16 protein-coding genes are annotated in these 20,720 nt (G+C 45.6%); 12 read left to right on the forward strand and 4 right to left on the reverse strand.

Going from position 1 to position 20,720, the window contains the following annotated elements; genetic code table 11:
- Positions 1 to 20 precede the first annotated feature (20 nt).
- Both DXA57_RS08340 and DXA57_RS08345 read right to left on the reverse strand, forming a co-directional pair.
- A complete protein-coding gene (locus DXA57_RS08340; RefSeq protein ID WP_117766512.1) occupies positions 21 to 416 on the reverse strand; it encodes a DUF6120 family protein in 396 nt (131 codons plus the stop codon).
- Positions 409 to 768, reverse strand: a complete 360-nt coding sequence (locus tag DXA57_RS08345) for a PadR family transcriptional regulator (RefSeq protein ID WP_243005750.1) — start codon at positions 766 to 768, stop codon at positions 409 to 411. The genes DXA57_RS08340 and DXA57_RS08345 overlap by 8 nt, the downstream gene beginning before the upstream one ends.
- Before the next feature lie 263 nt (positions 769 to 1,031).
- On the opposite strand from DXA57_RS08345, the gene DXA57_RS17120 reads away from it, so the two are divergent.
- From DXA57_RS17120 to DXA57_RS08385, 9 genes are all read left to right on the forward strand, one after another.
- The gene (locus DXA57_RS17120; protein ID WP_147345669.1) at positions 1,032 to 1,481 is read left to right on the forward strand and encodes a hypothetical protein; all 450 of its coding nucleotides are present in this window, start codon (positions 1,032 to 1,034) and stop codon (positions 1,479 to 1,481) included.
- Between the two features lie 57 nt (positions 1,482 to 1,538).
- The gene (locus DXA57_RS08350; RefSeq protein WP_117766514.1) at positions 1,539 to 2,225 is read left to right on the forward strand and encodes a hypothetical protein; all 687 of its coding nucleotides are present in this window, start codon (positions 1,539 to 1,541) and stop codon (positions 2,223 to 2,225) included.
- Positions 2,222 to 3,064, forward strand: coding sequence for a hypothetical protein (locus DXA57_RS08355; RefSeq protein ID WP_117766516.1), 843 nt, complete (start codon positions 2,222 to 2,224; stop codon positions 3,062 to 3,064). The genes DXA57_RS08350 and DXA57_RS08355 overlap by 4 nt, the downstream gene beginning before the upstream one ends.
- 4 nt (positions 3,065 to 3,068) lie before the next feature.
- Positions 3,069 to 3,905: a hypothetical protein gene (locus DXA57_RS08360; RefSeq protein ID WP_147345670.1), complete on the forward strand. Its 837-nt coding sequence runs from the start codon at positions 3,069 to 3,071 to the stop codon at positions 3,903 to 3,905.
- A gap of 2 nt (positions 3,906 to 3,907) precedes the next feature.
- Positions 3,908 to 4,624: an ATP-binding cassette domain-containing protein gene (locus tag DXA57_RS08365; RefSeq protein ID WP_330423235.1), complete on the forward strand. Its 717-nt coding sequence runs from the start codon at positions 3,908 to 3,910 to the stop codon at positions 4,622 to 4,624.
- A 67-nt stretch (positions 4,625 to 4,691) separates the two neighbouring features.
- Entirely contained in the window at positions 4,692 to 5,165 is a 474-nt protein-coding gene (locus tag DXA57_RS08370) for a hypothetical protein (protein WP_117766522.1), read from the forward strand.
- A gap of 99 nt (positions 5,166 to 5,264) precedes the next feature.
- Positions 5,265 to 7,283 carry a C40 family peptidase gene (locus DXA57_RS08375; protein WP_117766524.1) on the forward strand — a complete coding sequence of 673 codons (2,019 nt, stop codon included), beginning with the start codon at positions 5,265 to 5,267 and terminating at the stop codon, positions 7,281 to 7,283.
- A gap of 34 nt (positions 7,284 to 7,317) precedes the next feature.
- Positions 7,318 to 8,241 carry a trypsin-like serine peptidase gene (locus tag DXA57_RS08380; protein ID WP_117766527.1) on the forward strand — a complete coding sequence of 308 codons (924 nt, stop codon included), beginning with the start codon at positions 7,318 to 7,320 and terminating at the stop codon, positions 8,239 to 8,241.
- 1 nt (position 8,242) lies between these two features.
- Positions 8,243 to 8,692 carry a hypothetical protein gene (locus DXA57_RS08385; RefSeq protein WP_147345671.1) on the forward strand — a complete coding sequence of 150 codons (450 nt, stop codon included), beginning with the start codon at positions 8,243 to 8,245 and terminating at the stop codon, positions 8,690 to 8,692.
- A 108-nt stretch (positions 8,693 to 8,800) separates the two neighbouring features.
- On the opposite strand, the gene purF is transcribed toward DXA57_RS08385, so the two are convergent.
- Both purF and DXA57_RS08395 read right to left on the reverse strand, forming a co-directional pair.
- Positions 8,801 to 10,192 (reverse strand): amidophosphoribosyltransferase, encoded by a 1,392-nt coding sequence (gene purF, locus DXA57_RS08390; RefSeq protein WP_117766531.1) that lies wholly within the window; start codon positions 10,190 to 10,192, stop codon positions 8,801 to 8,803.
- Positions 10,193 to 10,270: 78 nt separating this feature from the next.
- Positions 10,271 to 12,370: a glutamine synthetase III family protein gene (locus DXA57_RS08395; RefSeq protein ID WP_117766533.1), complete on the reverse strand. Its 2,100-nt coding sequence runs from the start codon at positions 12,368 to 12,370 to the stop codon at positions 10,271 to 10,273.
- Between the two features lie 550 nt (positions 12,371 to 12,920).
- Between DXA57_RS08395 and DXA57_RS08400 the strand changes: the two genes are divergently transcribed.
- The 3 genes from DXA57_RS08400 to DXA57_RS08410 all read left to right on the forward strand — a co-directional run bounded on the left by DXA57_RS08400 (position 12,921) and on the right by DXA57_RS08410 (position 20,654).
- On the forward strand, positions 12,921 to 14,531 hold the full coding sequence (locus DXA57_RS08400; protein ID WP_117766535.1) for a CTP synthase: 1,611 nt from the start codon (positions 12,921 to 12,923) through the stop codon (positions 14,529 to 14,531).
- An 81-nt stretch (positions 14,532 to 14,612) separates the two neighbouring features.
- Positions 14,613 to 19,139, forward strand: coding sequence for a glutamate synthase large subunit (gene gltB / locus DXA57_RS08405; protein WP_117766537.1), 4,527 nt, complete (start codon positions 14,613 to 14,615; stop codon positions 19,137 to 19,139).
- Positions 19,140 to 19,157: 18 nt separating this feature from the next.
- A complete protein-coding gene (locus DXA57_RS08410) occupies positions 19,158 to 20,654 on the forward strand; it encodes a glutamate synthase subunit beta (protein WP_117766539.1) in 1,497 nt (498 codons plus the stop codon).
- The last annotated feature ends 66 nt before the right edge of the window (positions 20,655 to 20,720 follow it).

Here is a 20,720-nt window from a genome sequence, read left to right on the forward strand (position 1 = left end):
CAAAATCCCTCCAATGAATATTATTCATCTAAATAATAAATAACGGTTTGTTCGCTTTTGATTTCATTAGTAGCCCATTCTTTGTATAACGTATAATAAAAGTAACTTTCTATGATGGTACCTGCAATTAAAAAAATGATAACAGAAGCCGTAATAATCCTTAAATAGCGGGCTCTTTTCATATAGAGAAGATAAGAAGAGGAGTTCATATTATAAAAATAATCCATAATGATATCCTTTGGGCGTCCAAACTCTTCTTCTAAATCAGAAAGTGTACTCATAGGATGGATAGCCTGGTATTCCCGCACGTTAGCGGAAAAATCCTGAAAAAACCGACGCTCCGCTTTATGAAACACGGGAAAAGAAATCCGAACATTTTTTAAATACTGATCAAAATCATTGCGTTTTTTAAACATGAGTAAGTTCGTCTCCTTCCTTTGTCTTATTGAGGATTGATTGAATACCAGAGTGAAGAGAATTGTATTCTTCAATCAATTGATTCAGATAATCTTTTCCTTCCGGTTCCATATGATAATAAACACGGGTAAGTCGCTTGCCGACCTGTCTTTTTTCATCAGATATCAGACCGTTATCTACTAATTTGTATAAAGCTGGGTAAAGCGATCCCTCGGGAAGAGATATTTTTCCCTGAGAGTAATCTTTGATTAAAAGGGAAAGCTGATATCCATAGCAATCTTCGGTTGACAAAATGGATAAAATCAACATTTCTATATTATTTCCCCTTCGTAAGCTGTCGTTTCTGGCCAAAAACGATTCCCTCCTTTTGGATAAATATAATATAGCACAAATATAAATATGATAAAATACCTAGATGAAATAAATAGTTATTGACAAAAGATAAAAACAATGATAGGATGCAAATAAAAGAAGATACAACAAAACAAGAGAATAAAAAATAACTGACAATAGAGGAGGGATAATGATAATGTAGTAGTAAAATCAAGACCAAGTGAAAATGTGATTTTGTTTATAAGGCAGGATTAATATAAGAAAAGGGAGAAATTATGCATATGAAGAATAAAAGTGTGAGAAGAATTTGCTGCACTATCATTTCTACAATTACAATTATGGGAACAGCATTGGGGGTTTCAGCAGATACAGCGGATAAATTGTATACGTTTTCCTTATATACATCAGAAGCAAATACCGGTTCCTATTATAAAGATAATTCATCATCAGTCTATGTAAATCCTACAATGTCACCTGCTAATGGTGTTCAATTTGCAGGTTATCGTTATGACGGTGCAACATGGTATAATGAAACAATTGGCGGATGGGCTTATATTGCAGCTGGAACAAAAAGAAGATTACGAACAAATATTTATGAGAATGCAGGCTATAAAAGAACTTTATGCAGGTTAAGTGGAAAGTTGTTATCTGGTGGTTCTCCTTATGAAGGAAAAATCGCTCGAGGTTATTGGAGTCCAGATACAGCAGGAAGTTACCCGGCAGCAAATTAACAAAATAATGGGAACAAGGCCATACTCTAATATGGGTATGGCCTCTATATTAAGAAAATGAAAAAAACGAGATACATTTTTGCGTCAGTGGCGCTGTTATTACTTCTTATCGTTATAAGTAATCCCAAGTGGAAGCCAAAGAAAAGTAACCATCTGGATGAAGATCAAAACATCGAAATCGAAACACAGAACTTAATCGAGGAGAAAACGGGAGTTTATCAGGGTTTTACGGTCGATCTTATCGATATGGAAGTGACAAAAAATTTAAAAGAGAAGGGAATTTCTCAAAAAGACTGTCAGGTATCCGGAGTTATCGATGAGGAAGGAAACGTTATTCCTGATGAATTAACCGGAAGTAATTCTTTACTGCTGGTACGTTTTAAAATTTATAACGAGAATGGAGTGGGACAGGCAGGTGAAAGGTATCTTCTTTTGAATGGGGCTTTCCAATGTAAAGAGCTGCTGGACAAAAATATCGATTCTCTGCCATCTGTTTTACTGCAGCCCCGCGGGCCGGAAGGTGCTGATGGAAAGGATGTAAATCGGCTCTACCTGGATAAAAAAGCAATCGAGGAAAATGCGGACCGATTATTTTTAGGAAAAGGCGAAGAAGCAATTTTTACGATGGGAATGATGGTGAGAAAGGAGTGGCTGAACAAAAAATCAGATGCCCGTCTGATATTATTCCCGGGAAATATGGACGGCGGCCTGGTATTTCAGATATCAGAAGAGGACTTACTATGAAGATGATAAAAATAGAGCTGAAAAAAGCATTTACCGGAAACCGGTTTTGGCTGGCATTTGGTATAGGACAGTTTTTAGGGATATCCAGCATTTTAACGGTGTATCGTTCCTGGTTAAGCCAGAGAGAATATATACAATATTGGGAAGATCGTTTCCCGGTCAGACAGGCGTATACACTCTATAATGTCTGGATATTAAATGAACAGCTGAGCATTGGACGCACACTCTTTTTCTTCTGGCTTCCATTTCTGGCAGCTTTTCCTTTTGCAGCTTCTTATTATCAGGAAGAAAAGAAAAAACAGCTTCGTTTGGTGTTGGTGAGAACCGGGAGAAGAGAATATTTCCGGGCAAAATACCTGGCTGTTTTTCTCAGCGGTTTCGTTGTGATCAGCGGAACACTGCTTGTGAATCTGGCAATATCAGCTGCATTTTTTCCATGGGAAAAGCCGCTGCCCTTTTATCCATATTTTAGTATTCTCGAAAATGATTTTGGGGCTGCCATTTTTTACAGTTATCCATCACTTTATGCAGGAATGTATATTCTGATCGAGGGAATTTTTGGCGGCTTACTTGCAAACTTTGTGTTTGTCTGTACCATGTATGTGAAGAATCAGTTTCTTTCTTTTGGAATCGTTTTGCTGGTTTATGTGGGAGCCGAAGCAATCAAAAATATCCTGTTTGTAGGAAATTTAAAAGCGCAGGAAATATCCGTTTATGGTTTCTTAAGAGGCTCCGGTTATGTGAGAAACGGATGGATCATACTTGGAGAAGGGCTTTTTTTCCTGCTCATTCAGCTGATACTTGTAGAAAAACAGGTAAATACCTATGAAATATATTAGACTTTTGAAAATGGATCTTTGTTGCTGCAAAAAACGAATCCTTATAGGTCTTGGCATCTCGGTGATTCTTGTCTTATTTTTGTGCGGGGGATACGAAACTTCTGTAAGATTTGGAATTCAGCAGAATGGGATAACATCAAAGGGTAGCGTAATGAATGTACTGGTGTATCTTCTGGCAGGAACCGAGTATATTCCCTCAACAGAAATCCGGATACCGGAATTGCCTTTGCGCTGGTGCATAATATATGTTTATGGACTGTACTTATTATCAGATTTTCCTTTTCACATGAAAGAAAAAATAGGTTCAGCGCAGATTCTGGCGTTGCGTTCACAGACAGGCTGGTGGCTGGAAAAACTTTTCTGGACGTTTCTTGTGGCGATCGGCTATCTGATAACCGTGACATTGACGATTATTTTGTTTTGTGTCTGGCGTGACATACCGCTCGGCCTGAAAATGAATCAGGAAGTATTTGCCTGGATGTATCCGTCCATTCAGGGGACGGTTCCGACTGATTTTTTCTGGATTTTTGGTTTGATCATCAGTCCTGTAATTACGTTTTTTATCTTGATTTTATTGCAGGCAGCGACGGCTCAGCTGCTTGGCCCCATAGGCGGTTTTTGCATGAGTGTCTCTCAGATAGCGGCTGCTATGGTATATCCGTCTGTTTTGCTGATAGCGAATCAGGGAATGGTGTTCAGAGATCGATTGCTTGTAAAAACCGGTGTCAACAGAAAGGAAGGCTTAATGGTTCTGGCAGGAGTGGGAATTATCAGCCTGCTTTTGTGGGGATTGGCAGTCCGTGTAAAAGAAAACCTTCCAAAGGAGAGGGAAGATATATGAGTTTGAAAAAACTGGAAGTTCATCATGTCACAAAGCGCATACATGGAAATGTAGTGCTGCAGGATATTTCCTGTACTTTCTTAGCGGGGAAAATCTATGGCTTAAAAGGAATCAATGGTTCAGGAAAAACCATGCTCATGCGTTTATTGTGCGGTTTGATTCGTCCGTCAGAGGGAGAGATTTTCTATGATGAAAAGAAGTTGGGAATTGATTTTCGTTTTCCGCCAGGCGTTGGAATCCTTTTGGAAAATCCTTCTTTTCTGGATTCCTGTACGGGGCAGAAAAATTTAAAAATGATTGCAGATATTAATCAAAAAATCGCGGAAAAGGAAATAAAAGATACTCTTTTCCGGGTAGGGCTTGACCCGGATGACCAGCGAAAATATAAAAAATATTCATTGGGAATGAAACAGCGTCTTGGGATAGCGGCAGCTGTTATGGAAAGACCGGACCTGCTTATTCTGGATGAACCGTTTAATGCACTGGATACGTCCGGAATAGAAATGGTTTCTCATTTGCTGGAAGAAGAAAAGAAAAATGGAGCATTGGTGATATTCTCCTGTCATGATAATGAAGTTTTGAAGACGCATTCTGACCAGATATTGGAACTTTCGGAAGGGAGAATTGTGGGGAAATCGGATGAAAAGGAAAAAGATATTAGTTACGTGCGCAATCCTTCTGATCTTTCTCTGGGGACTGCGGGTCTGGCGGGTAAATAAGAACTATCCGGATATTCCGCAAAAAACATATGAAGCGGGAGAATGGATAAACTTAAGTGGAAGCCAGATGGAGGAAAACGATAACCGGGACGGATATTATCTCCGTATTGATGAGAAAAGAATTTTATCAACAGAGGAATACCTGCATCTATATGCGGAAGTATCAGAAAAAACGGAATATGACGAACAGGTAAAGAATCAGAACCTGTGGAAACCGGACAAAGTATATCTTCTTACAGTGACATTGAAAAATGAATCGGAGGATGAAAGCACCGAGAGAGGGGTAAACTGGTCTTTTTTCTATCTGTATGAGAAGAACCGGGTGCTTGATTTTGAACCGGAATTATATAGATTTGCCAATCGAAGTGCAGAGGGAAGTCCTGCGTTATCCCTGAAGCCTGGAACAGAAAAGAAATTTTACCTTCCATACGGTGTCTATGAAGAACGTATGGGAAAAGATATCCGGGATTTGGAAAAGCTTCCTTTTCAACTGATTGTGTCTTTGTGGCCGGTTCGGAATCTTGTGAAAGTTCCTGATTAAGGGAAAAGTTACATGAAACGCCGGGATAATTACATGATCCGGCACAGAAGGGGATTCTGTGATAGTATTCAGAAAAAATAAACTGAGGGGTCTGAGAGAATGAAAAAAGACTGCAAATTATTTTTATATATTACGCTGGCATTCTGTTTGATGATCGTTCCATGCAAAAATATCTGCGCTGCTGATCAGGGCTGGTATTCGCAGAATGGAAAAGTATTTTATCAGATGGATGGAGAAAAGGCGAAAGGCCTGGTAACTATAAAAGGCAGTCTTTTCTATTTTGATCCCAACACAGGGGAGCGGTTAAGTGGCTGGAGAACGGTTAAGGGAAAACTGTATTATTTTGGCAAAAATGGGTTGGCTCTGACGGGGAAACAGAAAATTGGAAAATATCAGTATTATTTTAACCGGAAAGGTATTCTTCAGAAAGATACTTTGATTCAGCGGACCTATTATGCTGGAAAAAGAGGAAGGCTGGCCAGTGGCTGGATTCATTATGGTGTAAATGATTATTATTTTGATCCGGTTACTTTTCGTATGTATAAGGGCTGGCACGAAATAAAAGGAAAATATTATTATTTTAATGCATATGGGCAGCTGGTCAAAGGTCGGATGGTAGGAAAGACCTGGTATGTAAATGAGAGCGGAGAACGTCAGTATGGCTGGGTAGATGCGGGAACGAAGCGTTACTATCTGGATCCGGATACAGGAAAAACCGTTAAAAAAGGGTGGAATGTTATAAATAAGCAGAAATTCTATTTTCTGGAAGATCATTCACTGGCGAGAAATTACTGGCTGAATGAAAATCAGTATCTGGATGAGAAAGGGAAATTAGCGACTGGCTGGCAGCAGATTGATGGAAAGACCTATTACTTCAGAAAAGAGAAAAAGGAAAAAGCAACTGGCTGGCTGAGAATTTCGGGCAAAGTATATTACTTTGATAAAAATGGAGCTTGCCAGAAATTGTCCGGTCTGGTGCGAACCGATTATGGGATCCGCTATTATTTTGATCCGACAACAGGGGAGATGGCGACTGGTTGGATCCACTATGGCGTAAATGACTACTACTTTGATCAGAAAACGGGACGAGCCTATAAAGGCTGGCACTACATAGAAGGGAGAAGATATTTCTTTAATGCTTTCGGTCAATTGGCGAAGAACCGGTTTGTAGGTAATACCTATTTTGTAGATGCAGAAGGAAAAATGGTGACAGATACATGGATCCTTTCCTATGAAATTGGAGCAGACGGAAAAAAGACCGGAAAAACAAGAACGCCTGGACTGTTTTCAGAGAATGGGAAAACCTGGCTTTTGGACGAAGATTACGAAAAGCTGACCGGCTGGAGAGAAGTGGATGGACAATGGTATCACTTTGACGAAGCCAGTGGAGAAATGGACAGAGAAAAATGGATCGACGGATATTATCTGAAAAAGGATGGAACGCGCACCAGCGGGCAGCTGGCCTGGATTGATGGAGAGACCTATTTGTTTCTGGAAGACGGAAGTAAGGCAAAGGGGCTTACGGAATATGAAGGGAAAAAGTACTATTTCAGCACGGTAACAGGTGCTTTATATACTGGATTCAAAGTGATCGACGAGTATACCTATTATTTTGATCTGAAGCAAAGCGGGGCGATGGCGGTTGATACAGAAATATCCATAGATGGAATGATTTATCTGTTTGATAAAGATGGTCACATGAAGCCTAAGATGCCGGACAGTGGAAAGGAGGAATTGGGAGAGCAGATAGCGGCGTATGCGCAGGAATTTATAGGATATCCATATAAAGAACGAGGCGATCAGGATCTGAAACAGGGAGTTGACTGTTCCGGGTTTACCATGCTGGTAATGCGCCATTTCGGGATCCATATTCCGAGAACCACCTGGGCACAGCATGATGGGGTAAAAGGCTACAAACAGCCAATTCAGATTCCCATTGAGGATCGGAAACCGGGAGATCTGATTTTCTACTACAGTGGAAACAGTCATGTGGGAATTTATATTGGAAACGACAAAGTGGTACATGCCTCAAACAGTGCACCTTATCCAAAAGGGGGGATAAAGATTTCTGCCTACGATTACGTTTATATTTATGGGTGTGTGAGGTATTGGTATTAACAAATTGAAAAGTTAAAAAAGGAGAATAGAGAAAATGTATAGTTGGAAAAAGATTATAATGATGATAAGTTGTATGATTATGTTAGTGCCCTTAAAAAGTTTTGCAAGTGAAGATGTTCCATTTGAAATGTTGAATTACAATTTAGAGACTAAAACAGTAGAAGAATATACTTTTAAAGGGAATAAAGTTCCGGATTTTTGCCCGGGATTTAAAGGAACAGAAACAGAAAATAATAACGGAAGAGGGATTATTGGTTCAGATGATCGAAATTTGGTAAATACAAAAACGGCACCATACAGCTACATAGGTATGTTAGAAGTAAACTATAATGAAGATGCAGCGCATTGTACAGGCTTTTTGGTATCACCAGATACAGTTGTTACAGCTGCGGGAGCAATATTCAGATATGGTGGAAATAAAACAGGTAGTATGCCAAATGAAGTTTATTTCTATCCGGGATACTCAAAAGGTAGTATGCCGTATGGAAAAGCAAAGGTAACTTCTATTCATATACCATCACAATTTAAGACACAAGGTTATGAAGGCACATTGTACAATTTTGCAATATTGAAACTAAATACACCAATTGGAAACAAGAGTGGATATTTTGGAATAAGAAATAATGTAGTGGGTACAGCTGGGGAAAGTATAGGTTCATATATGATTTCTGGATATGTGAATGGTGAGGTAGAAGGTCCGGATTCATTTGCCTATAATCAGGTATGTGCTACGGGAAATGTCCTTTTATCTTCTAATGGCTATACACTAAAATATACCATAGACACTGCTAACGTTGGGCAAGAAGGAGCTCCGATTTTCAAAAGAAGTGGTGGAGTTGATTATATTGCAGGTATCAATTGTCTTACTATAAAAAATGATAATGGAAGTTGTATTGGAAATCAAGGAAGATATATTACAAAGGCTTTGTATGAATTAATTGTTTCATTAAAAGGATGATGTGTTATTTAAAGGAGGTGTTGCTCATATACCTATTTGGGTGAATTCGCGACATCTTCTTTTTAATGCTCATAATAACATCTTGCAAACAATCAGAATACATGTTACTATAAAAATAAAGCATATTTCTTTTTCTTTCAAGGCATTTCTATTGTCGAATCTTAAATACATTTCAGAAATCATTCTGGAAAAATTTCTGAGAGCAAATCGTGCGGAGGTGATTGCCGTGAGTATTTTTGAGTACAGTAAAGAAGAGGAAGAGCAGAAACTTCGTAAGGCAGAGTATGAAGCCGGTGTTGAAGCTGGTATTGAGGCTGGTGTAGCTGAAGGCGAATTAAAGAAAGCCAGAGAAACAGCGCTTTCTCTGGCTGAGATGGGTTTTCCTGTCGATAAGATTGCAGAAGCGGTGAAAATCAGCAGGGATAAAGTGGAAGAATGGATGAAAGAATAATTATCTCACCAGAAAAACGGCTCCCGATCCTCGGAAGCCGTTTTTCCTGCAAGTAGTAAAAGAAAAATGTGATATGTGTAATCGGAAAACGGAGGACCGTTTCCGCAATTACTGAATGTTCATGGGATAGTTGCCGTCGAAGCAGGCACAGCAGAGAGGGAGGTCTCCGACCATGGAAGGTAAATCTTCGATTTTCATGTATCCCAGGGAGTCTGCACCGATGGAGTCGCGGATCTCTTCCAGGTTATGCGAACAGGCGATGAGCTGATCGTTGGAGGGGACATCCGTGCCGAAGTAGCAGGGGTGCAGGAAGGGCGGGGAGGCCACGCGTACATGGACGCTTAAGGCTCCGGCCTTTTTCAGCATGTGGATCAGGTTGGCGATCGTGGTGCCGCGGACGATGGAATCATCGACAAGGACGATGCGTTTGCCGCGAACCACGGGCTCGATGACATTTAATTTCACCCGGACGGCAGATTCCCGCTCTTTCTGAGTGGGTTTGATGAAGGTCCGGCCCACATAGCTGTTTTTGTGGAAGGCAAGGGCAAAGGGAATCCCGGATGCCTCCGAATAGCCCTTGGCTGCGGCAAGGCCGGAATCCGGAACGCCGACTACGATATCTGTCTCTACGGGATAAGCGGCTGCCAGTGCAGCGCCGCCCCGGATGCGGGCTTCGTAGGTGGAAATGCCGTCCAGATGGCTGTCCAGCCGGGCAAAGTAAATATATTCGAAAATGCAGTGGGCATGCTTTTCCTGGCACAGGCTTGTGTCGGATTTGATGCCCTCGCTGGTTATTGTCACGATCTCACCGGGAAGGACATCCCGGATAAATTCTGCATCGACGGCAGAAAGCGCACAGCTTTCCGAGGCGATGACGTAGGCATCCTCTCTTTTTCCGATGCAGAGAGGTTTTAATCCCAGGGGATCACGCACACCCACCAGTTTTCTGGGGCTGGCGATGACCAGACCATAGGCTCCGCGGATCTTTGCCGCGGTTTTTTTGATGGCTTCCTCCACGCTTGTACTGTGGACCCGTTCTCTTGCCACACAGTAGGCAATGACCTCAGAATCTGTGGTAGTGTGGAAGATGGCGCCGTTCTCTTCAAATTCCCGGCGGAGTTTTTCTGTGTTGACCAGATTTCCGTTGTGGGCCAGAGCCAGAGTACCTTTGACGTAATTGAGCACCAGAGGCTGGGCGTTGCTGGCGGAATTTCCTCCTGTGGTGGAGTAGCGGACGTGGCCGATACCCAGGTTTCCATGAAGGGAATGAAGGGTTTCTTCTTTAAAAACTTCGTTGACGAGTCCCAGATCTTTATGGGAGCTCATGTTGCCTTTCGGCCCCGTGGTATCGCTGACGGCAATACCACAGGATTCCTGGCCGCGGTGCTGCAGGGCACACAGGCCATAGTAAATAGAAGGAGCGGCTTCGGTACCTTCTTTTGCAAAGATACCGAAAATGCCGCATTCCTCTTTGATTTCACAGGAAGGATCCAGTTCCATGTGTCGATTCCTCGCTTTCCAGTCAGTTTACTTTTGTAAAAGAGGGGGATGAGCGTACCTGAAGAAAAAGGAAAGCGTTCAGACGGAAAAGAGCAGCTGATCGTAGGTCGGATAAGGCAGTTCTTTTTCCGGAATTCTGGTCTCTGCTTCGTCTGCTACGACACGGAGTTCATCCATGAGAGCCAGAACCTTGTCATGGCAGAAGGTAGCGGCTTCCTGCATGGATTCCATGGAAGAAACCTCCTCTGTGAGAGCTTTCAGCTTGTCGTTGCCTTCGGACAGGGTCTCATAGGCAGCGGTAAGAGATTCCACGAGAGCCAGTTCTTTCTCTGCTTTGATGGAGGGCAGGAGTGCTTTTTTGTCCAGAACGCTCTTGGAAACCTCTCCTGCGAAGCGGGATACAGCAGGCAGGAAGTCTTTGCTGAGCATTTCCTGCATGGTCTTGGACTCCAGCTGGATGGTCTTTACATAGTTTTCCAGAAGAATCTCATAACGGGAATGGATTTCTTCTTTGGTGAAAATATGATGTTTCAGGAAAAGATCCACGTTCTTTTCTGCAATAAACTGCGGAAGAGCCTCCGGTGTGGATTTCAGGTTGAAAAGACCACGTTTTTCTGCCTCTTCTACCCATTCATCGGTATAACCGTTTCCGTTGAAGATGATCCGTTTGTGTGCTTTGACGGTCTTTTTGATCCATTCATGGACTGCGGATTCCATCTGATCTGCCGGTGTATCCTTCAGCTCATCGTAGAACTGGGAGAGAACCTCTGCAACCGCAGTGTTCAGGACGGTGTTTGGACCTGCCACAGACTGACCGGAACCAAGCATACGGAATTCGAATTTGTTGCCGGTGAAGGCAAAGGGGGAGGTACGGTTCCTGTCAGTGTTGTCCTTGAAGAAATGAGGAAGGACATGAGCTCCGATATCCAGCTGGACTCTGTGCTGACTGCTGAAATAGGTGTCATTTTCAATGGATTTTAAAATAGCAGTGAGCTCATCACCGAGGAACATGGAAACGATGGCTGGCGGTGCCTCATTGGCTCCCAGACGGTGATCGTTACCCGGGGTGGCAGCGGAGATCCTCATGAGATCTGCGTAATCATCCACAGCTTTGATGACAGCGGTGAGGAATACCAGGAACTGTGTGTTTTCTGCCGGTGTCTTGCCAGGATCCAGAAGGTTGCTGCCGGTATTGGTGATGATGGACCAGTTGTTGTGCTTTCCGCTTCCGTTGATGCCCTCGAAGGGTTTCTCATGGAGCAGGCAGGCCAGATCATGTTTGTCGGCTACCTTTTTCATCACTTCCATGGTCAGCTGGTTGTGGTCAACTGCCACGTTTGCGGTATCAAAAACGGGTGCCAGCTCGTGCTGAGCGGGAGCAACCTCGTTATGTTTTGTTTTGGCGGGAACGCCCAGTTTCCAGAGCTCCTCATCCAGATCATGCATGTAAGCGGCTACGCGGGGTTTCAGGACACCGAAGTAATGATCTTCCATTTCCTGTCCTTTTGGAGCCGGTGCACCGAGGAGGGTTCTTCCGCAGAAGAGCAGGTCGCGGCGGGCTCTGTAGGCTGCCTTGTCAACAAGGAAGTATTCCTGCTCCGGTCCTACGGTGGTGTTGACGCCGGTCACTGCGGTGTTGCCCAGCAGATGAAGGACTTTGACAGCTTCGGTGCTCAAAGCTTCCATGGCGCGTAAGAGAGGGGTCTTTTTATCCAGCGCTTCTCCGTTGTAGGAGCAGAAAGCGGTGGGGATGTAAAGGGTCTGATCTTTGATAAAAGCAGGAGAGGTAGGATCCCATGCAGTATAACCTCTGGCCTCAAAGGTGGCTCTCAGTCCGCCGGAGGGGAAGCTTGATGCATCGGGTTCACCTTTTACCAGTTCTTTTCCGGAGAAGTCCATGATGACCTCACCATCCCCCGTGGGAGAGATGAAGCTGTCGTGTTTCTCAGCAGTGTATCCGGTCATGGGCTGGAACCAGTGGGTAAAATGGGTAGCTCCGTTTTCAACAGCCCATTCTTTCATGGCAACAGCCACGGAATTTGCAACGTCCAGCTCCAGATGAGTTCCGTTTTCAATGGTTTTCTTCAGAGCTTTGTACATATCTTTGGGAAGCTTGTCGCGCATCACCTTATCGGTGAAAACGAGACTTCCATATAAACTGGGAATATCTTTTGACATAAGAAATGGCACTCCTTTCAATACTTGCTGATGTTCTGTGGCACATTCGTGCTTCCGCAATGATAACGATCGAAACTGGTCAGCCGGACCGGTTTTTCATATGCCTGGCAACGAAAAAAGGCACTCAGGAGAGAATGGATCACTCCTAAGCGCCTTTGCTTATGACTCGTAGTATACTCAAAAATCCGGTCTTGTCAACACCCTTTTTTAAATTTTTTGTAACAGTTCAGAACATCAGCAAAATGAAAAATCAGACTATTCAAACTCGTTTGCAATAGGATGAATTTTCATTTTGGAATGGGCGGAACGCCCATTAGCCTCAGACAGAAGCTGCGAATGCAGCGATAGCACATGCAATGCGCGTGTCTGTGGCCTGTTGGGCTGAACGTCCTGAACTGTCACAAAAAAATTTCAAAAAACAGGGATTTACAAACGGGGCAAAATGAGATATAGTAAGACCCATGAAATTTGATGACGAAGGTGTCAGAAGGTTCCGAAACGGGGCTTTCTGACACCTTTTTTCGTTGCAGCAGGCAAGGAGGAAAATGTGATGGCAGTAAAATATGTATTTGTGACGGGCGGTGTGGTTTCCGGTCTGGGCAAGGGAATTACGGCAGCTTCGCTGGGCCGTCTTCTGAAAGCCAGAGGCTATCAGGTGACGATGCAGAAGTTTGATCCCTATATCAATGTAGACCCGGGTACGATGAACCCCATTCAGCACGGCGAGGTTTTCGTTACTGACGACGGTACGGAGACAGACCTGGATCTCGGTCATTATGAGAGATTTATTGATGAAAGCCTGGATAAAAATTCCAACGTGACCACCGGTAAAATTTACTGGTCTGTTCTTCAGAAGGAGCGTCACGGGGATTATGGCGGAGGTACCGTACAGGTCATTCCGCACATCACAAACGAGATTAAGAGCCGGTTCTATCGGGCCAAAAAGGAGAATGAAGACCGGATTGCTATTATAGAGGTAGGCGGAACCGTCGGAGATATTGAAAGTCAGCCTTTTCTGGAGGCCATCCGTCAGTTTCAGCACGATGTAGGTCATGAAAATGCCGTTCTGGTGCATGTGACACTGATCCCCTATCTGAAAGCTTCAGAAGAACTGAAGACGAAGCCGACACAGGCCAGCGTCAAAGAGCTTCAGGGCATGGGACTTCAGCCGGATGTTCTGGTATGTCGAAGTGAATATCCGATCCCGGATGAAGTGAAAGCCAAGATCGCCCTGTTCTGTAATGTACCGGTTTATCATGTGCTGCAGAATCTGGATGTGGAGTATTTATACGAAGCACCGCTTGCCATGGAAAAAGAAAATCTGGCTCAGGTGGTCCTGGAAAGTCTCCATCTGCCCTGCAGAGAGCCGGATCTGACGGAATGGAAGGAAATGGTGGAAAATTTACGCCATCCGGAACAGGAAGCAGAGATCGCCATGGTCGGGAAATATACCCAGCTGCATGATGCTTATTTAAGTGTGGTAGAGGCATTGAAGCACGGAGGTATCGCAAGCCGTGTCAATGTCCGCATCCGCTGGGTGGATTCTGAGGAGATCACCGATGAGAATGTAGCGGAAAAGCTTGCCGGTGTGGATGGTATCCTGGTTCCCGGCGGTTTCGGCCCCAGAGGTACGGAAGGAATGATCATTGCCATTCGTCACGCAAGAGAGAAAAAGATTCCTTTCCTTGGGATTTGCCTCGGAATGCAGATGGCTATCGTAGAATATGCAAGAGATGTCCTGGGTTATACGGATGCGAACAGTATCGAACTGGATCCGGAGACCACACATCCGGTCATTGCCCTGATGCCGGATCAGGAGGATGTTGAGGATCTGGGAGGAACGCTTCGCCTGGGCGCTTATCCCTGTATATTAAAAGAAGGAACCAGGTCCAGAAAGCTCTTTGGAAAAGAAGAGATCAGCGAGCGTCATCGTCATCGTTATGAGGTGAACAATAAATATCGTGCAGAGTTTGAAGCAAAAGGGATGACAGTTGCCGGCTGTTCCCCGGATAAACGGATCGTGGAGATGATCGAAGTGGTGGATCATCCGTATTTTGTAGGAACACAGGGGCATCCGGAGTTCAAGTCCAGACCGAACCATGCACATCCACTTTTCAGAGGACTTGTGACAGCAGCGGCTGCATATGCGAAGGAGAAGTAAGTGACTGCGTTTATGAGCAGGCAGTGACAGCAGCTTACGAATGTCCGTTTTACAAATATTCTCAGGAAAGGATGAAAACAGATGAGTGAGAGGAAAGGTTTATATAGAGAACAGTTTGAGCATGACAACTGTGGTATCGGTGCCGTAGTCAACAGTAAGGGCATTAAGAGCCACAAGACCGTGGAAAATGCTCTTCATATCGTAGAGAATCTGGAACATCGTGCCGGTAAAGACGCAGAAGGAAAGACAGGAGATGGCGTCGGTATCCTTTTACAGGTGTCCCATAAATTCTTCAGTAAGGTGGCAAAAGAGGAAGGCTTTGAAATCGGCGGCGAAAGAGATTATGGTATCGCACAGCTGTTTCTTCCGCAGGATGAGATGAAACGGAATCAGGCCAAAAAGATGTTTGAGATCATTGCCGGAAAAGAAGGACTGACGCTTCTTGGTTTTCGTAAGGTGCCGGTAGCGGCGGAGGTGCTTGGTGAAAAGGCAAGAAGCTGTATGCCGTATATCATGCAGGCGTTTCTGAAACGGCCGGAGGATGTGGAAAAAGGACTGGACTTTGACCGGAAACTTTATATTGCCAGAAGAGTTTTCGAGCAGAGCAATGATAACACCTACGTGGTTTCCATGTCCAGCCGGACGATTGTATACAAAGGAATGTTCCTGGTAGGACAGCTTCGAACCTTTTTTGCAGACTTGCAGGATCCGGATTACGAGTCTGCGATCGCCATGGTCCATTCCCGTTTCAGCACCAACACCAATCCCAGCTGGGAAAGAGCCCATCCGAACCGTTTTATCGTTCACAATGGTGAGATCAACACCATCCGCGGAAATGCGGACAAGATGCTGGCCCGTGAGGAAACGATGTCTTCTGACTATCTGAAAGGACAGCTTTACAAGGTGCTTCCGGTGGTAGATACCAGAGGTTCTGACTCTGCCATGCTGGATAATACCCTGGAATTTCTGGTCATGAGCGGTATGGAACTTCCGCTAGCTGTCATGGTGGCCATTCCGGAGCCCTGGTCCAACAATCATACGATCTCTCAGGAGAAACGTGATTTTTATCAGTATTATGCTACCATGATGGAGCCCTGGGACGGTCCTGCCTCCATTCTGTTTTCTGATGGTGATGTGATGGGAGCTGTTCTGGACCGTAATGGTTTAAGACCATCCCGTTACTATATCTTGAAAAACGGTGATGTGATCCTTTCTTCTGAAGTAGGTGTTTTGCCGGTTCCGGAGGAAGAGATTGTTTTAAAGGAGCGTCTGCATCCCGGAAAAATGCTTCTTGTAGATACGGTGAAACATAAGATCTTTGAGGATGAAGAACTGAAAGAATACTATGCGAAAAAGCAGCCTTATGGCGAATGGCTGGACAGCAACCTGGTAGAACTTCATGACCTGAAGATCCCCAACATCAAGGTGGAAGAGTTTTCCGATGAAGAGAGGGCACGGCTGCAGAAGGCCTTTGGCTATACCTATGAGGAGTACCGGAAATCCATTCTGGAGATGGCATTGAACGGCGGCGAGGGAACGGCTGCCATGGGTGTGGATACCCCGCTGGCTGTGCTTTCCAAACAGCATCGTCCTCTTTTTGATTATTTCAAACAGCTTTTTGCACAGGTTACCAACCCGCCAATCGATGCGATCCGTGAGGAGATCGTTACCAGTACCACCGTTTATGTGGGAAAAGACGGCAACCTTTTGAAAGAGCAGCCGGAAAACTGTCAGGTCCTGAAGGTGAATAACCCGATCCTGACCAATACGGACATGCTGAAGATCAAGCATATGCATGTGGAAGGCTTCCGTGTGGCGGAGGTTCCCATCACCTATTATAAAAGCACCAAGCTGGAACGTGCCATTGAGCGTCTTTTTGTAGAGGTGGATAAGGCTTACCGTGACGGAGCCAATATCCTGGTCCTGACAGACCGTGGAGTGGATGAGAACCGTGTTCCCATGCCGTCTCTCCTTGCAGTTTCTGCCGTTCACCAGCATCTGGTAAAAACAAAGAAACGGACCTCTCTGGCCGTGATCCTGGAATCCGGAGAGCCCAGGGAAGTGCATCATTTTGCAACCCTTCTGGGTTATGGTGCCAGCGCAGTCAATCCCTATCTGGCGCAGGATACCATTAAGGAGCTTATCGATCAGGGACTGCTGGAAAAAGATTATTATGCAGCAGTGGATGATTATAACCATGCGGTTTTAAGCGGTATCGTAAAGATCGCCTCCAAGATGGGTATTTCTACGATCCAGTCTTATCAGGGTTCACAGATCTTTGAGGCCATTGGTATCTCTGAGGATGTGATAGAGAAATATTTCACCGGAACAGTCAGCCGTGTAGGCGGGATCACCATTGAGGATATCGCCAGAGATGTGGATGAACGCCACAGCAAAGCCTTTGATCCGCTGGGACTGAATACAGACCTCACTCTGGACAGCATGGGCAAACACAAGATGAGAAGTGAGGGTGAGACGCATCGTTACAATCCGAAGACGATCCATCTTCTGCAGCAGGCTGCATGGAAGGGCGATTATAAGATCTTTAAGGAGTACAGCAGCATGGTGGATGAGGAAACCAGCGGAAACTTAAGAAGCCTTCTGGATTTCCGTTATGCAGACCAGCCGATTCCGCTCGAAGAAGTGGAAAGCGTGGACAGCATCGTCCGTCATTTCAAGACCGGTGCAATGTCCTACGGTTCGATCTCCCAGGAAGCCCATGAGACCCTGGCTCTTGCCATGAACATGCTTCACGGAAAATCAAATACCGGTGAGGGCGGTGAAAGCGACGACCGCCTGGATTCCAAAGGAATGGAGCATGACCGCTGTTCTGCGATCAAGCAGGTAGCCTCCGGCCGTTTTGGTGTGACCAGCCGTTATCTTGTCAGTGCCGACGAGATTCAGATTAAAATGGCGCAGGGTGCAAAACCAGGCGAGGGCGGTCATCTTCCGGCCAAGAAAGTATATCCCTGGGTGGCAAAAACCAGACATTCCACGCCTGGCGTCAGCCTGATCTCTCCGCCGCCTCATCATGACATTTATTCGATCGAGGATCTGGCAGAGCTGATCTATGATCTGAAAAATGCCAACCAGTATGCAAGGATCTCAGTCAAACTGGTATCCGAAGCCGGTGTGGGAACAGTCGCAGCCGGTGTGGCAAAGGCAGGAGCCCAGGTTATTCTGATCTCCGGTTATGACGGAGGTACGGGAGCCGCTCCGGAAAGCTCCATTCACAATGCAGGTCTCCCCTGGGAGCTCGGTCTTTCCGAGACACATCAGACCCTGCTTCAGAATGGCCTCAGAAGCCGTGTTATCATTGAGACAGACGGAAAACTCATGAGTGGCCGTGACGTGGCAGTTGCAGCGCTTCTTGGTGCGGAAGAATTCGGCTTTGCTACGGCTCCTCTGGTAACCATGGGCTGTGTCATGATGCGTGTCTGTAACCTGGATACCTGCCCTGTAGGCGTGGCAACACAGAATCCGGAGCTTCGCAAGAGATTTAAGGGAAAACCGGAATATGTGGTAAACTTCATGCGTTTCATTGCGGAAGAACTCCGTGAATATATGGCAAAGCTCGGTGTACGGACGCTGGAAGAAATGGTGGGAAGAACCGATCTTCTGAAGGTAAAAGAGCATGCGGAAAATCCCATGGCTTCCAAGATGAATCTGGACGGCATCCTTTACAATCCGTATCTGGGACAGAACCAGCATTTCAAAAAAGAAGCAGTCTATGATTTTAAACTGGAGCAGACCAAGGATAAAAAGGTTCTCTGGAAGAAGCTGAAAGGTGCTGTGGAAAAGGGAGAGAAGGCTTCTTTGAAGGTGGAGGTGTCCAATACCGACCGGGCCCTTGGCTCTATCCTGGGTTCTGAGATCACCAGCCGTTATAAGAACGGTCTGCCGGAGGACACCATCACCCTGAACTGTACAGGAGCCGGCGGTCAGAGCTTTGGCGCTTTCATTCCGAAAGGCTTAAGCATCTGTCTCACCGGAGACTGTAATGATTATATGGGCAAAGGTCTGTCAGGCGGTAAGATCACAGTGACAGCACCGGCTAAGAGAACCTACAAAGCAGAAGATAACATCATCATCGGAAACGTAGCTCTTTACGGTGCCACCAGCGGTGAGGCTTACATCAACGGTGTGGCAGGTGAGCGTTTCGCAGTCCGGAACTCCGGTGCAACGGCAGTTGTGGAAGGGGTAGGCGAGCATGGCTGTGAATACATGACCGGCGGCCGTGTGGCAGTTCTCGGAAAAACAGGCAAAAACTTCGCAGCAGGAATGAGCGGTGGTATCGCTTACGTGCTGGATGAGGAAAATGAGCTCTACAAGAACCTGAACAAAGCGATGATCCACATTGAAAAAGTGGAGGAGAAATATGATATTCAGGAGCTTCGTGAGATGATCGAAAAACATGTACAGGAGACTGGTTCTGAAAAGGGACAGAGGATCCTGGACAATTTCGAAGAGTATCTGCCCAGGTTTAAGAAGATCATTCCTGTCGACTACAAGAAGATGATCACCTTAAGCACCAAACTTGAGGAAAAGGGAATGTCCAGAGAACAGGCACAGATGGAAGCTTTCTACGAGAGTTTTCAGGTGAAATAAGCGGGAGGTAGAAGAAAGATGGGAAAACCAACAGGATTTTTAGAGTATGAACGGGAGACTTCCACAGCGGAAGCTCCCCTTGAGAGGATCAAGCATTTCCATGAGTTCAAAACTCCGCTGAAGCTGGAAGAACAGAGAAAGCAGGCAGCGCGCTGCATGGAGTGCGGCGTTCCCTTCTGCCAGTCCGGCTGTATGATCGGTGGTATGGCCTCCGGCTGCCCTCTGCACAATCTGGTGCCGGAGACTAATGATCTGGTGTATCGTGGAAATTTCAAACAGGCGTATCTGAGACTGTCCAAGACCCACAGCTTTCCGGAATTTACCTGTCGTGTGTGTCCTGCTCTCTGTGAGGCCGCCTGTACCTGTAACGTAAACGGGGAGCCGGTATCTACCAAAGAAAATGAGCGTGCCATCATTGAAACCGCTTATGCGGAGGGCTGGGTGAAACCGGAACCGCCCAAGGTACGGACCGGTAAAAAGGTCGCTGTTATCGGAAGCGGACCCTCCGGTCTGGCTGCCGCCATGCAGTTGAACCGGCGTGGTCATGAAGTGACCGTTTATGAAAGACATGACCGGATCGGCGGTCTGCTCCGCTATGGTATCCCCAACATGAAGCTGGAAAAAAGTGTGCTGGACCGGCGGATCCATCTGATGGAAGAGGAAGGTGTGAAATTTGTCACGGGCGTGGATGTCGGAAAAGACATCAAAGCAGAAGAGCTGACGAAAAATTTTGACCGGGTGATCCTGGCCTGTGGTGCTTCCAATCCCCGAGATATTAAAGTACCTGGAAGAGACGCAAAGAACATTTTCTTTGCTGTGGATTTTCTTTCCAAAGTCACCAAAAGCCTTCTGGATTCCGGTAACAAGGAGCAGATCTCCAAAGAGGTGAGAAGCCTTGCAGAAGGGAAGCACGTTCTTGTCATCGGCGGAGGTGACACCGGAAACGACTGTGTGGGAACCAGTATCCGTCTGGGTGCAAAATCCGTGACTCAGCTGGAAATGATGCCCAAGCCGAGCGAGACCAGAACGCCTTCCAATCCCTGGCCTCAGTGGCCCAGAGTTCTGAAGACCGATTACGGTCAGGAGGAAGCCATCGCTGTTTTTGGTCATGATCCCCGAATCTATCAGACCACAGTGACGGAGTTTATCAAGGACGAAAAGGGTGCAGTCAAGCAGGCAAAGATCGTCAGCCTGAAACCGGTGAAGGATGAAAAGACAGGACGGATGAATATGGTTCCCGTAGAAGGAACTGAGAAGGTTATCGAGGTAGGTCTGGTGCTTATCGCAGCAGGCTTTCTGGGAAGCCAGGCTTATGTGACAGAGGCCTTCAAGGTAAAGGTCAATGGCAGGACCAATGTGGAAACAGCTCCGGATGAGTACGAAAGCAGCGTTCCGGGCATCTTTGCGGCCGGTGACATGCACAGAGGCCAGTCGCTGGTTGTGTGGGCGATCCGGGAAGGAAGAATGGCAGCAGAAAAAGTGGATGCATCGCTGATGGGGTATACAAATCTGTAAAAAAATGAAAAAATGTCCTGTTATCAAAAAGCAGGGCATTTTTTATTGGCAAAAATAAGAGGGATC

The organism is Blautia sp. OF03-15BH, assembly GCF_003463065.1.
GTDB lineage: Bacteria > Bacillota > Clostridia > Lachnospirales > Lachnospiraceae > Limivivens.

Excerpts from the sequence above, each read along its gene's own strand:
- DXA57_RS08375 (WP_117766524.1), top strand. The coding sequence starts at position 5,265 with ATGAAAAAAGACTGCAAATTATTTTTATATATTACGCTGGCATTCTGT.
- DXA57_RS08400 (WP_117766535.1), top strand. The coding sequence starts at position 12,921 with ATGGCAGTAAAATATGTATTTGTGACGGGCGGTGTGGTTTCCGGTCTG.
- DXA57_RS08380 (WP_117766527.1), top strand. The coding sequence starts at position 7,318 with ATGTATAGTTGGAAAAAGATTATAATGATGATAAGTTGTATGATTATG.
- DXA57_RS08410 (WP_117766539.1), top strand. The coding sequence starts at position 19,158 with ATGGGAAAACCAACAGGATTTTTAGAGTATGAACGGGAGACTTCCACA.
- DXA57_RS08395 (WP_117766533.1), bottom strand. The coding sequence starts at position 12,370 with ATGTCAAAAGATATTCCCAGTTTATATGGAAGTCTCGTTTTCACCGAT.
- DXA57_RS17120 (WP_147345669.1), top strand. The coding sequence starts at position 1,032 with ATGAAGAATAAAAGTGTGAGAAGAATTTGCTGCACTATCATTTCTACA.
- DXA57_RS08340 (WP_117766512.1), bottom strand. The coding sequence starts at position 416 with ATGTTTAAAAAACGCAATGATTTTGATCAGTATTTAAAAAATGTTCGG.
- gltB (WP_117766537.1), top strand. The coding sequence starts at position 14,613 with ATGAGTGAGAGGAAAGGTTTATATAGAGAACAGTTTGAGCATGACAAC.
- purF (WP_117766531.1), bottom strand. The coding sequence starts at position 10,192 with ATGGAACTGGATCCTTCCTGTGAAATCAAAGAGGAATGCGGCATTTTC.
- DXA57_RS08355 (WP_117766516.1), top strand. The coding sequence starts at position 2,222 with ATGAAGATGATAAAAATAGAGCTGAAAAAAGCATTTACCGGAAACCGG.
- DXA57_RS08350 (WP_117766514.1), top strand. The coding sequence starts at position 1,539 with ATGAAAAAAACGAGATACATTTTTGCGTCAGTGGCGCTGTTATTACTT.
- DXA57_RS08370 (WP_117766522.1), top strand. The coding sequence starts at position 4,692 with ATGGAGGAAAACGATAACCGGGACGGATATTATCTCCGTATTGATGAG.